This window comes from Acidovorax sp. ACV01, from assembly GCF_014851495.1.
GTDB classification, from domain to species: Bacteria; Pseudomonadota; Gammaproteobacteria; order Burkholderiales; family Burkholderiaceae_C; genus Acidovorax; species Acidovorax radicis.
Map to the genome: position 1 here is coordinate 105,697 of NZ_JACUZT010000005.1, position 12,183 is coordinate 117,879.

General features: G+C 63.1%; 11 protein-coding genes. 7 read left to right on the forward strand and 4 right to left on the reverse strand.

What is annotated here, in order from left to right:
• Positions 1-34: 34 nt before the first annotated feature.
• Complete coding sequence (locus IB243_RS15580; RefSeq protein ID WP_057270484.1) at positions 35-1,513, reverse strand: Ppx/GppA phosphatase family protein; 1,479 nt, start codon at positions 1,511-1,513, stop codon at positions 35-37.
• Positions 1,514-1,792: 279 nt separating this feature from the next.
• On the opposite strand from IB243_RS15580, the gene pstS reads away from it, so the two are divergent.
• The 7 genes from pstS (at position 1,793) to phoR (ending at position 8,562) form a co-directional block, all read left to right on the forward strand.
• Positions 1,793-2,815 (forward strand): phosphate ABC transporter substrate-binding protein PstS, encoded by a 1,023-nt coding sequence (gene pstS / locus IB243_RS15585; RefSeq protein ID WP_010457892.1) that lies wholly within the window; start codon positions 1,793-1,795, stop codon positions 2,813-2,815.
• 111 nt (positions 2,816-2,926) lie between these two features.
• A complete protein-coding gene (gene pstC / locus IB243_RS15590; protein WP_370540345.1) occupies positions 2,927-3,916 on the forward strand; it encodes a phosphate ABC transporter permease subunit PstC in 990 nt (329 codons plus the stop codon).
• Positions 3,917-3,958: 42 nt separating this feature from the next.
• Positions 3,959-4,813, forward strand: a complete 855-nt coding sequence (gene pstA, locus IB243_RS15595) for a phosphate ABC transporter permease PstA (RefSeq protein ID WP_010457896.1) — start codon at positions 3,959-3,961, stop codon at positions 4,811-4,813.
• Between the two features lie 60 nt (positions 4,814-4,873).
• The gene (gene pstB / locus IB243_RS15600; RefSeq protein WP_010457898.1) at positions 4,874-5,656 is read left to right on the forward strand and encodes a phosphate ABC transporter ATP-binding protein PstB; all 783 of its coding nucleotides are present in this window, start codon (positions 4,874-4,876) and stop codon (positions 5,654-5,656) included.
• 11 nt (positions 5,657-5,667) lie between these two features.
• Positions 5,668-6,369, forward strand: coding sequence for a phosphate signaling complex protein PhoU (phoU, locus tag IB243_RS15605; RefSeq protein ID WP_010457902.1), 702 nt, complete (start codon positions 5,668-5,670; stop codon positions 6,367-6,369).
• Between the two features lie 21 nt (positions 6,370-6,390).
• Positions 6,391-7,098: a phosphate regulon transcriptional regulator PhoB gene (phoB, locus tag IB243_RS15610; RefSeq protein ID WP_029412769.1), complete on the forward strand. Its 708-nt coding sequence runs from the start codon at positions 6,391-6,393 to the stop codon at positions 7,096-7,098.
• A 117-nt stretch (positions 7,099-7,215) separates the two neighbouring features.
• Positions 7,216-8,562: a phosphate regulon sensor histidine kinase PhoR gene (gene phoR, locus IB243_RS15615; RefSeq protein ID WP_010457906.1), complete on the forward strand. Its 1,347-nt coding sequence runs from the start codon at positions 7,216-7,218 to the stop codon at positions 8,560-8,562.
• On the opposite strand, the gene IB243_RS15620 is transcribed toward phoR, so the two are convergent.
• From IB243_RS15620 to IB243_RS15630, 3 genes are all read right to left on the reverse strand, one after another.
• Complete coding sequence (locus tag IB243_RS15620; protein ID WP_192428183.1) at positions 8,516-9,883, reverse strand: MATE family efflux transporter; 1,368 nt, start codon at positions 9,881-9,883, stop codon at positions 8,516-8,518. The two genes, phoR and IB243_RS15620, sit on opposite strands and share 47 nt — an antisense overlap.
• 21 nt (positions 9,884-9,904) lie before the next feature.
• Positions 9,905-11,605, reverse strand: coding sequence for a hypothetical protein (locus tag IB243_RS15625; RefSeq protein ID WP_192428185.1), 1,701 nt, complete (start codon positions 11,603-11,605; stop codon positions 9,905-9,907).
• A 106-nt stretch (positions 11,606-11,711) separates the two neighbouring features.
• Positions 11,712-11,966, reverse strand: a complete 255-nt coding sequence (locus IB243_RS15630) for a type B 50S ribosomal protein L31 (protein ID WP_008906759.1) — start codon at positions 11,964-11,966, stop codon at positions 11,712-11,714.
• Between the last annotated feature and the right edge of the window lie 217 nt (positions 11,967-12,183).

Here is a 12,183-nt window from a genome sequence, read left to right on the forward strand (position 1 = left end):
GGTATAAACAGTTTATATAGTTTATTTCTGATGCTCACGGTAGGTCAACCACCAGTTCCCAAGGTGTCTTTAGCCATGCCTGAATTTCCTCGCGCAGCAGGTGTGCCGATTGTGGAAAGATCGCCGCCCAGCCGGCGCGGGCTCTCAGAATGAAACGCGGGCCTTCTGTTTGCAACGAAAGACCGGCCGTGTCCGGGTCGCGGCGGGCGTGGCACAGTGCCACGGCCAGGCGCATGCTGAGCAGCTGAAGCGCGAAGACGGAGTCTTGCAAGTCCGCTTCCAGTTTGCGCACCTTGCCGCGTTGCCCTTGAACCAGTATCCCGAGGCGGTGAAGTTCGGGGACGGCAAATCCAGCGGCGTCGGTGTTGTCGAGGATGTAAGCGCCGTGGCGGTGGTAGTCGCTGTGGGAGATCAGGCAGCCAATCTCGTGCAGCCGGGCGGCCCAATCGAGTTTTCGCGATGCGCGCTCGCTCCCGAAAGGCATGGCCTGATCAAACAGGGCACACGCAGTGCGTGCGACACGCTCCGCGTGTTCTATATCCACACCAAACCGCTGCATCAGGCCATTTACGGTGGTGGTCCGCAGGTCGGTGCCAGGTTGTTCGCGGTCGAGCAGATCGTAGAGTGCACCTTGGCGCAAGGCACCCTGGGCGACATGCATCTGCTCGATGTCCAGCAGGTCAAACACGGCGCGCAACACACTGATGCCTCCGCCGATGACGGCGCGCCGTTCTTCCTTGAGGCCTTCCAGGCGTATGCGGTCCGCTGACTGGGCGCGCAGCAGTCGCTCGTGCAGCCAATGGAGGCCTTCGCGGGTGATGAGGCCTTGTGGCCCACCCGCAGCCGTCAGCACGTCGCCAACGGCTCCGGCGGTGCCGGATGATCCATAGGCTATCTCCCAGGCGTCGGGCTGGAAGGTCTCCAGCGCTTCGTCTAACACGGCCTTGGCTGCGATCTCGGCTGCCAGGAAGGCCTGCGCGGTGAACTCGCCGTTGGCAAAGTAGCGCTGCGACCAGGCAACACTGCCCACCCGGTACGAAGCCACGGCGTGGGGTGTGAACTGCTGGCCCAAAATCAATTCGGTGGAACGCCCACCGATGTCCACCACCAAGCGGCGCTCGTCGGATTGCGGAAGCAAGCGGGCTACGCCCTGGTAAATCAGCCGTGCTTCCTCGGGGCCAGAGACGACGTCGATGGGATAGCCCAGCACTTCGCTGCCGCGCAACAGAAACTCTTCCCGGTTGCGTGCCTCGCGCAGCGTCTGTGTGGCCACGGCGCGAACCTGGGCGCGTGGAAACCCGGCCAGCCGCTCGCCAAACCGCGCCAGGCAGGCCCAGCCACGCTCCATGGCGTCGCGTGTCAAATTGCGATCTTCGTCAAGGCCATTGCCCTGGCGCACGGTCTCCTTGAGGTATTCCACCCGCTGGATATGACCGAACTCATAGCGCCCGATTTCGAGGCGAAAACTGTTGGAGCCGAGGTCGACTGCGGCGAGGCGTGTGCCGTTCTGCATGTTTTTCTGGTTGGAGCTTCGTTCGGCATGGTACCGCGACCATCTGGTGTGCCCCCCCGCGACGCACGTTGCCACAAGGGCGGTGGGAGGGCGGGCTGTGATCTTTGCCAGTGTCTGCCGCTTGCATGACAAATTCATGACGATGCAAGCCGCATCGGGTAAAGGCGGGTGGTCGTGTGGCAGTTGGCTACGACGAGGGTTTGTGTGTCACTGAATTGTCATCTTGGGGCCCTAGAGTTCATCCTGTTCCTGATAACCCTAGCCAAAAGGTACTGAATAATGAAACGCACATTTCTCAAAACCGTTGCTGTAGCACTCGCCACCATGGCGGTAGGCAGTGCCTTTGCAGCGGACATCACCGGCGCGGGCGCTACCTTTCCGTTTCCCATGTACGCCAAATGGGCCGAAGCCTACAAGAAGGAAACCGGCACAGGGCTGAACTATCAGTCCATCGGTTCGTCCGGCGGTATCCGCCAGATTCGCGCCAAGACCGTAGCCTTTGGTGCCTCTGATGCGCCGGTTTCTGGTGCCGATCTGGAGAAGGACGGCATGGTGCAGTTCCCCGCCATCATTGGTGGCACGGTGCCCGTGGTCAACCTGGAAGGCTTCAAGCCTGGCGAACTGCGCGTCACCGGCCCTGTGCTGGCAGAAATCTTTCTGGGCAAGATCGCCAAGTGGAATGATGCCAAGCTTGCTGCACTGAACCCTGGCAAGACCCTGCCAGACCAGAACATCACCGTGGTCCACCGCGCAGATGGTTCGGGCACCACGTTCAACTGGACCGACTACCTGTCTGCCGTCAGCAAGGAATGGGCAGATTCCGTGGGCAAGGGCGCTGCCGTGAAATGGCCAGCCGCTTCGTCCGTGGGTGGCAAGGGCAATGAAGGCGTGGCCGCCAATGTGACCCGGGTGAAGGGCGCAGTGGGCTACGTGGAATACGCCTACGTCAAGAAGAACAACATGAACTTCCTGCAGCTGCAGAATGCGGACGGCAAGTATGTGAGCCCTGACGACAAGACCTTCGCCGCCGCAGCAGCCAGCGCAGACTGGTTCAGCGTGCCGGGCATGGGCATCTCGATGGTCAATGCCAAGGGTGCCGAAAGCTGGCCCGTCAGCACGGCTTCTTTCATCCTGATGTACAAGGACCCTGCGGACAAAGCCCAATCGGCTGAAGTGCTGAAGTTCTTTGACTGGGCGTTCAAGAACGGCAAGGGTATGGCTGCGGATCTGGACTATGTCCCGCTGCCTGACAGCCTGACCGCCGAGATCCGCTCCAAAGTCTGGTCGCAGATCAAGAAATAAGCCAGTCTGCCCCAAAATACCCACCATTGGCCGGCTGGTCTGGCCGATGGGTGCTGGTTTGTGGGGATCTCCAGAAGCCAGATGGGAGTCAATATGAGCGTGGGAACCACCATGAGTTCGCAATCCGGGTCCGTCAAGAAGACAGACGCCCCCACAGAGTCGATGGTATCGATTGCCAAGCGGCAGCGTCTTCAGGACATCCTTTTCCATCGTCTCACCCAAAGTCTTTCGCTGCTGGTGCTGGTAGCGCTTCTGGGCATCATCGTCTCGCTGTTTGTCTACGCGTGGCCGACGTTTCACAAATTCGGTGCCCAGTTCATCTGGCGCGTGGAATGGGACATCATCAACGAAGAGTTCGGCGCCGCGATTGCCATCGTCGGCACCTTGGCCAGTGCAGGCATTGCGCTGCTGATCGCAGTGCCACTCGCTTTCGGCATCGCCCTTTTTCTGACGGAAACATGCCCCGTGTGGCTGCGGCGCCCGCTGGGCACTGCAGTGGAGCTGCTGGCGGCGGTGCCTTCGATCATCTACGGCATGTTTGGCCTCTTTGTGTTTGCCCCGCTGTTCGCGGACTACTTCCAGATGCCGGTGCAAAAGCTGTTGGGCTCCATGCCGCTGGTCGGGTTTCTGTTTGGGGGCAGCACAAACGGGTTCGGCATCCTGGCGGCTGGCATTGTGCTGGCGTTCATGGTGCTGCCTTTTGTGGCTGCCGTGATGCGCGACGTGTTCGAGATTGTTCCGCCCATCCTGCGCGAGTCCGCCTACGGCCTGGGCTGCACGACCTGGGAGGTGGTGCGCCGCGTCGTGTTGCCCTACACGCAAAAGGGGGTGATCGGCGGGGTGATGCTGGGCCTGGGCCGTGCCCTGGGCGAGACCATGGCGGTGACCTTTGTGATCGGCAATGCCAACCGCATGCCTACGTCGCTGTTCTCCCCGGGGACCTCGATTGCCTCCACGCTCGCCAATGAGTTCGGCGAAGCTGCCGACTTTCACCTTTCCACGTTGTTCGCGCTGGGTTTCCTGCTGTTCGTGATTACCTTCGTTGTGCTTTCGGCGGCCAAGATCATGATGCTGCGCGCCGAAAAAGCCAAGGGCCTTTGACTCCGCCCGCCCTGACCATGAACCTCTTTTGAGACAAGCTCCATGGAATTCAACCAACAACTCTACAAAAAGCGCCAGCGCTCCAATGCCATCGGTCTGACCCTGTCCCTGGGTGCAATGGTGCTGGGCCTGTTCGTGCTGCTCTGGATCCTGAGCGTTCTGCTCTCCAACGGTTTTGCCGCGCTGGACTGGAACATGTTCACCCAGTCGACGCCAGCCCCGGGATCGGAAGGCGGGGGCCTGGCCAACGCCATCGTCGGCAGTCTCATGATGGTGGGTTTTACCGTACTGGTATCCACACCGATTGGTGTTCTGGCCGGCGTGTACCTGGCGGAATATGGCGACCAGAGCAAAACGGCCGAGCTCACCCGCTTTGTGACCGACATCATGTTGTCTGCGCCCTCCATCGTGCTGGGCCTGTTCGTCTATGCCATTGCCGTGGCGACGGTCGGCAACTTCTCGGGTTGGGCCGGTAGCCTGGCGCTGTCGCTCATTGCCGTGCCAGTGGTGGTTCGCACCACGGAGAACATGCTGCGCCTGGTGCCCGGCAGCCTGCGTGAAGCGGCCTTCGCTTTGGGGGCGCCGCGTTGGAAGGTGTCCACCATGGTCACCCTGCGCGCTGCGCGCAGCGGTGTGATGACGGGGCTGCTGCTGGCCGTCGCCCGCATCAGCGGCGAGACGGCGCCTTTGTTGTTCACCGCACTCAACAACCAGTTCTTCAGTACCAACATGAATGCGCCCATGGCCAACCTGCCGGTGGTGATCTTCCAGTTTGCCCTGAGTCCCTATGAAAACTGGGTGCGCCTGGCCTGGGGCGGTGCCTTGCTCATCACGCTGTCCGTGCTCATTCTCAACGTCGTGGCACGGGTGTTCCTGCGCGAGAAAAACCGCGTCTGATCCTGCCCGCCCTCGCATCGCACACACAGACAAGACCGCCTCCATTTTCAGGATTTGACAATGAACGCCACTGCTACCGTCACCCCCAGCAAAAATGCGCTGGAACTGCGCAACCTGAGCTTCTTCTACGGCAAGTTCCAGGGACTGCGCAACGTCAGCCTCAACATTGCCGAGCACAAGGTGACCGCTTTCATCGGTCCCTCGGGCTGTGGCAAGTCCACCCTGCTGCGCACCCTCAACCGCATGTACAGCCTGTACCCGGGTCAGCGTGCCGAGGGCACGATCAACTTCTACGGCCAGGACATCCTGGACGCCAAGCAAGACATCAACCTGCTGCGTGCGCGCATCGGCATGGTGTTCCAGAAGCCCACGCCGTTTCCCATGTCCATCTACGACAACATTGCCTTTGGCGTGAAGCTCTACGAAACGCTGAGCAAAAGCGAGATGGATGACCGCGTGGAATGGGCGCTGTCCAAGGCCGCCCTGTGGACCGAAGTCAAGGACAAGCTCCACCAGAGCGGTCTGTCGCTGTCCGGCGGCCAGCAGCAGCGCCTGTGCATTGCACGCAGTGTGGCGGTGAAGCCCTCGGTGCTGCTGCTCGACGAACCTACCTCGGCGCTGGACCCGCTGTCCACCGCCAAGATTGAAGAGCTGATCGACGAGCTCAAACACGACTACACGATTGCCATCGTGACGCACAACATGCAGCAGGCAGCCCGTTGCAGCGACTACACGGCCTACATGTACCTGGGCGAGATGATCGAGTTCGGCGCCACCGAACAGATCTTCTTCAAGCCCGAGCGCAAGGAAACCGAAGACTACATTACCGGCCGTTTCGGCTAAGGAGACAGCAGATGCCCGATAAACATCTTTCGTCCCAGTTCGACAGCGAACTCAACAGCGTGTCCGCCCGTGTCATGGAGATGGGCGGCCTGGTGGAATCGCAGATTCGGCAGGCTGTGTACGCCCTGTCCCAGTTCAGCCTGGAGGCCGTGGAGACCGTAGCTTCGATGGAAACCCGCATCAACGCGATGGAGGTCGAAATCGACCAGGAGCTGTCGTCTATCATCGCCCGCCGCCAGCCCACCGCGCGCGACCTGCGCCTGTTGCTGGCTTTCTCCAAGGCTACGGCCAACCTCGAGCGCATGGGCGACGAGGCCAACAAGATGGCCCGCATGGTGCGTTCCATCATTGAGGGCGGTGCGCCGCGTTCACTTCCCTCCAGCGATTTGCGCGTGGCCGCCGAGTTGGCCTCCGGCCAGTTGCGCAAGACGCTGGATGCGTTTGCGCGGCTGGACGTCAAGGCGGCTGTGGCCATCCTCAAGGAGGATGACCTGATCGACAAGGAGTTCGATGGCTTCGTGCGCAAACTCATCACGTACATGATGGAAGACCCCCGCACCATCTCGCCCAGCCTGGACCTGTTGTTCCTGGCCAAGGCGATCGAACGCATCGGTGACCATTCCAAGAATGTGGCCGAGCTCATCATCTATCTGGTCAAGGGCAAGGATGTGCGCCACACTGCCCTCGACGAGATCGAGTCGGCTGTCTTGTAGCGAAAGGGCTTTGGCACATTTATGAGAAAGCTCCCACGCGTCCTCATCGTGGAGGACGAACCCGCGATTGCCGAGCTGATTGCTGTCAATCTGCGCCACAACGGATTCCAGCCTTTCTGGGCGGAAGACGGAGACTCGGCCCAGCGCGAGCTGGATGCCGTGCTGCCCGACGTCATCCTGCTCGACTGGATGCTGCCCGGACAAAGCGGCCTGTCGCTGGCCCGCAAATGGCGGGCCGACAGCCGCACCAAACCGATCCCGATCCTGATGCTCACGGCCCGCGGCGATGAGCCCGACAAGATTGCTGGGCTCGATGCTGGTGCGGACGACTACATCACCAAGCCGTTCTCCACGCAGGAACTGCTGGCCCGCATCCGCGCGGTGCTGCGCCGTCGTGCGCCCGAGCAGGTCAGCGACAGCGTGACCATTGGCGAGCTGGTGCTCGATGCCGGAACGTACCGCGTGACCTTCCAGGGCCAGCCGCTCAAGGTGGGTCCTACGGAGTTCAAGCTGCTGCACTTCCTAATGAAGCATGCCGAGCGTGTGCACAGCCGCTCGCAGCTGCTCGACAAGGTGTGGGGCGACCATGTCTTCATCGAGGAGCGCACGGTGGACGTGCATGTGAAGCGCCTGCGCGAAGCGCTGGGCGCCGCCTCCGTGATGGTGGAAACCGTGCGCGGTGCGGGCTACCGGCTCACGGCACAGCCCCAGGTGCAGTTGCAGGCGTGAGCGCCTGTTCACGATCCCCTGCAATAGGGTGAACGGGTGCTGAGGGCGCAAGCCTGATGTTGTCGATGGGGCGCACAGGATGCGCCCCTGCTTTTCTGAGAAGGCTTTGCTGACCGCATGCTGTGGCGTATTTCGTATTTCCTGCTCTGGCAGATAGCGGGTGGTGGGCTGGGGTGGTGGCACGGTGGCGGCCCCTGGGGCGCTGCCCTGGGTGCAGCCTTGGCGGCGTGGGCCTGGTTTGTCTGGGACCTGCTGCGCGGTGCGCGCGTGCTGCGCTGGCTGCGCACGGGGGATCTGTCCGAAGTCCCGGCCATGCGCGGTATTTGGGGCGAGGCGGCAGACCGTGCGCGGCGCCTCTTGCGCAGGCAGGAGGCCCAGATCCGCGACAGCCAGGACCGGCTGCAGGAGATCCTGGCCGCGCTGCAGGCCACGCCCAATGGAGTGGTCTTGCTGGATGCGCAAGGCCGCATCGAGTGGTGCAACCAGATGGCGGCCAGCCAGTTCGGCTTTGATGCGCAGCGCGATGTGATGCAGTCGATCGGCAACCTGGTGCGTGACCCCGAGTTCACCGCCTACTTTGCCGCCCAGGACTTCACCCACGATGTGGTGCTGGAGGGGCGTTTCAGCACGCCTTCGCGGCCGGTGCGCATCTCGGTGCATCTGCACCCCTATGGCGATGGGCGCACCCTGCTGCTGTCGCGCGATGTCACGGCGCTGGAGCAGGCCGAGGCCATGCGGCGTGACTTCGTGGCCAATGTGTCCCATGAGATCCGCACGCCCCTGACCGTGTTGACCGGTTTTGTCGAAACCCTGCAGACGCTGCCCTTGAGCGCGGAAGAGCGGTCTCGCTACCTGGGCATGATGGCCCAACAGGCGCTGCGCATGCAAAGCGTGGTGCAAGACCTCTTGACGCTGTCGCGCCTGGAGGGCAGCCCGCCACCCGGCATGGCAGAGTGGACACCTGTTCAGGCACTGATGCAGCGCTGCGAAGAGGAGGGGCGTGCGTTGTCGTCCCTGCTCACGCAGAACCAGCCGCGCCAGCATGTCATGGTTTTTCCGCCGATGAACGCCTTGCAGGCCGAAGGCGACATTGCGGGTGTGCCCACCGAGCTGCAAAGCGCGTTGTCGAACCTCATCAGCAATGCAGTGCGCTACACGCCTGCGGGCGGGGTGATCACGGTGGCGTGGCACCGCATGGAAGATGGCCGCGCAGTTTTCTCGGTGCAAGACACGGGGCCGGGTATCGCCCCCGAGCACCTGCCGCGCCTGACAGAGCGCTTTTATCGCGTGGACCGCAGCCGTTCCCGCGAGACCGGCGGCACAGGCTTGGGGCTGGCCATCGTCAAGCATGTCCTGCAGCGGCATGGTGCCACGCTGGACATTGCCAGCACCCTGGGCAAGGGCTCGGTGTTCACGGTCACCTTTCCGGCGAACCGGCTGCGCGGGTTCTTGCTGCCGGACTGATGGCTGTCCAGAGCATGGCCATGAAAAGCGCCGCGGTTATCCATAAGGCCACGGCACTCGCGGCCCAGAAGGGGGTGGGCGATGGTTCCGTTGCCCAGGGCCCCTGGCCCTGGTAGGCCAGCAGGTAGCCACCCCCCAAGCCTGCCCCCCACAGCAGCACGCAATACACCACCAGCGGCGCCACGGTGATGCGGTAGCAGCGCAACACGAACACGCACAGTGTCTGCAGCGCATCGGCTGCGTGGTACGCCGCGACCCACACCATGACCCCGCCCGTCAGGGCCACCACGCCGGTGTTGGTGGAGTACACACCGCCAATGTGACTTTTTGCTATCAATAAAATAGCTGCTAGCGCAATACCAATAAGCGCAGAGAGCCTAAAACCTATAAAAACCACCTTGCGCGCCCGTGCGGGATCGCCAGCGCCCAGCCAGTAGCTGACGCGGGCGCTGGTGGCGATGGCCAGCGACAGCGGCACCATGTAGAGCACAGCCGCCACATTGGCCGCGATCTGGTGCGCCGCCGATGCGGTGGTGCCCTGGCGTGCAATGAACAACGCCATCAGTGTGAACGACGTCACCTCGACCATGACGGCAAGCCCCGCCGGGATGCCCAACCGTGCAAACCCCCCGATGGTGGGCCAGTGCGGGGGCTCCATGCGGCGCCAGATGTGCAGGGGCCCGTAGATGTCCCGCGTGCGCAGCAGCCAGATCGCCAGCGCGAGCATGCTGCAGTTGACCACCAGGGTGGCCCAGGCGCATCCCACCACGCCCTGCGCGGGCAGCCCTGCGCCGCCAAAGGTGAACCAGATCGACAGGGGCAGCTTGATCAGCAGCGAGCCCACCTGCAGCCAGGTCACCAGTTGGGGGCGCCCCAGAGCCTGGTTCAAGGTGCTGTAGATGCGAAAGAGGAGGGCAGGCGGCAATGCCAGGGCCAGCACGGCCAGGTAACTTTCCACCTCGGTGCGCAGGGCCGGCGGCACCTCGGTCCAGCGCAGCAGGGGTCCGGGGGACAGCAGGATGGCCATGCCCACCAGTGAGGCCACGCCGCACAGGTACAGCGACTGCCGCAGAGACCGGCCCAGGGCATCGGTCTGTCGGGCGCCGCGCTGCTCGGCCCATACCGGAAGCAACGCCTGGAGCACGCCAATCAGCGCCACATACACGCTGATGAAGATGGCGCTGCCCACCGACAATGCGGCGAGCGAGGCTTCTCCATGGCGCCCGGCGACGATGGTGTCCGTCACGCCAAACGCCATCACAGCCAGTTGCCCGGCCAGCACCGTGATGGCGTGGCGGGAGATGGTCGAAAGCTCGGACATTACCCCAGCATCATTCGGGCATCAGCGTGCAGGCCCCGCACGGTGAAACACCAGGAGGTGGTCGTTCTTGTCAGTGGGGCGTGGAATGGTGGCCCGGGCTTCCCAGCGCGCCACATTCACCATGCGCTCGGACGGAGGCCAGGAAGCGATGTCCGCCACCAGCCAGTCGCACTCGTCCTGCAGGCCTGCCCGTTGCAGCGAAAGGCCGCCGTGGTACTGCAGTGCCGCCACCTGGGCGCGGTTTAGTCCCACGGTCTGCACGCAGCCCGGGGACGGGCCCAATGTGGCCATCACGCTGCGAACCTGGGGGCGGTAGCTGCGGGCATAGTCCAGCAGTGGGAGCCACAGGGTCATCAGCAGCAGCCAGCCCAGCGCCGCGCCGCTGGCGGGCAGCACCAGGCTCTTCCAGATGGGGGCCCGGTTGCGCGAGGCGCGCCACCACACCAAGCTGCACCAGCCCACGGTGGCCGCCAGGGCCACGATGAGGGCCAGCGCAGAAAACTGCGGCACAAAACCGGGGGCCAGCTTGGCCACATTGGCCGCAGGCTTGGCGGGAACGCCCGTCTGCATGGCAATCCAGATCACCCAGATCGCCAGTGCAGAAATGGTGAAGAACAGCAGTGTGAACCAGTCGATCAGAGCACCCACGCTACGTCGCAACGTCGGCAAGGCGAACGCGGCCAGTGCGGCCAGGGCCGGCAGGCCGAGCAGCAAGGCCCTGTCTGCGGGCTGGGTGGTGAAGGTGGCAGCGATGGAAACCGCCGAGAACCACAGCGGAAGCAGCAGGTGCCGGTGCCCCTGGCGGCTGATGATCTGCTTGCGCCATCGCCACAGGGTCCACAGTGCGAGGGGCCAGGCGGGCCATCCAAACCATAGCAGCAGCCGCGCCAGGCTCTGCCATTCCTTGCCGCCAGAGCCGGAACCCACAATCCGCCAGCGCCAGAGATCCAGCCCCCAGGCGATCCATGCCGCCACCAGCGTGATCGCCGCCAGGGTGAGCGCCCAGCGCAGACGGCGGTCTGTCGGGCTGCCGGGCGCATACACCACCACCGCCATGCTGCCCAACCCCAGCAATGCCGCAAGCGCGGGAGCGCCCGCCAGCGTGAGCCCGACCAGGCCCGCGACCAGCGCCACGGCAGGGGCCATGGTGCGGTGTGGCATGGCTGCAACCGCAAAGAAGATCAGCGCCGTACAACTGAGCTGCACCAGATAACTGGTGACTTCATGAGAGAGTTGCGCGAGACCCAGGCAGGCAATCAGTGCCAGCAGCCCGCCATCGGCAATCGCGCGGGCGTAGTCGGGTGGGTTGGCTTCGCCTCCAAAGGCGAAAGCCACAGGCTGCGCTCCCGGACTGCGGGCGAGGTAGTAGACGGCGTACCACGTGGCAATGAGGGTGATGACCAGCAGGAAGGCGAAGGGGAGTCGAACCGCCATTTCGGCAGAAACCCACTGTGGCGCCAGCTGGATGGCCCATGCACCCAGCCAGTACGGCAGCAATCCTTCGGTCTCCGGGGGCATGCCGCCCAGCAGGGGGCTCAGCCAGGGCGTACGCCCGTGGGCCAGTTCCAGCATGTAGCCAAACGCCGTGACGTCCGCACTTTTCCACGGATCGCGCCCGATGAAGCCGGGCACGACGTAGGCAATACAAAGCAGGACCAGTGCCCAGCGTGGCAGGGGGCTGACAGCGTTCTGGGTAACGATGGCGGGGGTTGGTGGATTCACGCGTCAGAGGGCGGCAAAAGCGGAGCCACCGAGAATAAGGGCAAAACCAAAGAAAAAGGCAGCCCGGTTGCCCGGGCTGCCTTTTTGGCGGGAACGCAAGGACGAATTACTTCGCTGCGGTCTTGCCGAAACGGTTGCGGAAGCGCTCCACGCGGCCACCCATGTTGTCCACCGACTTTTGCGTACCGGTGTAGAAGGGGTGCGACTCCGAGGAGGTGTCCAGCTTGAACAGCGGATATTCCTTGCCTTCGAAGGTTTCCATTTCCTTGGTGTTCACGCACGAACGGGTCACGAACTTGAAACCGTTGGACAGGTCCGAGAACAGGACTTCGCGGTAGTTGGGGTGAATGCCTTCTTTCATGATCAATCCTTGTCAAGTGCGGGAGCCGTGCTGAACCCGGTGCAACCTTTGCGCCGTGGAACATCCAGCGTACTTTCCGCAGAAAAAGCCCTCTATTATTGCATAGGGCAAATATGTGTCTTGTTCAGCGCCGCTGCGCACCCGTCACAGCGGAAAAAACCGGCGCGGCCCAAGGCCCAGTGCCACCGTGGAACTGGCTCCGCCAGGCCACGGGTGA

Coding starts and splice junctions, on each gene's coding strand:
- IB243_RS15630 (WP_008906759.1), bottom strand. CDS start 11,966: ATGAAAGAAGGCATTCACCCCAACTACCGCGAAGTCCTGTTCTCGGAC.
- pstC (WP_370540345.1), top strand. CDS start 2,927: ATGAGTTCGCAATCCGGGTCCGTCAAGAAGACAGACGCCCCCACAGAG.
- pstB (WP_010457898.1), top strand. CDS start 4,874: ATGAACGCCACTGCTACCGTCACCCCCAGCAAAAATGCGCTGGAACTG.
- IB243_RS15620 (WP_192428183.1), bottom strand. CDS start 9,883: ATGTCCGAGCTTTCGACCATCTCCCGCCACGCCATCACGGTGCTGGCC.
- phoR (WP_010457906.1), top strand. CDS start 7,216: ATGCTGTGGCGTATTTCGTATTTCCTGCTCTGGCAGATAGCGGGTGGT.
- pstS (WP_010457892.1), top strand. CDS start 1,793: ATGAAACGCACATTTCTCAAAACCGTTGCTGTAGCACTCGCCACCATG.
- pstA (WP_010457896.1), top strand. CDS start 3,959: ATGGAATTCAACCAACAACTCTACAAAAAGCGCCAGCGCTCCAATGCC.
- phoB (WP_029412769.1), top strand. CDS start 6,391: ATGAGAAAGCTCCCACGCGTCCTCATCGTGGAGGACGAACCCGCGATT.
- IB243_RS15580 (WP_057270484.1), bottom strand. CDS start 1,513: ATGCAGAACGGCACACGCCTCGCCGCAGTCGACCTCGGCTCCAACAGT.
- phoU (WP_010457902.1), top strand. CDS start 5,668: ATGCCCGATAAACATCTTTCGTCCCAGTTCGACAGCGAACTCAACAGC.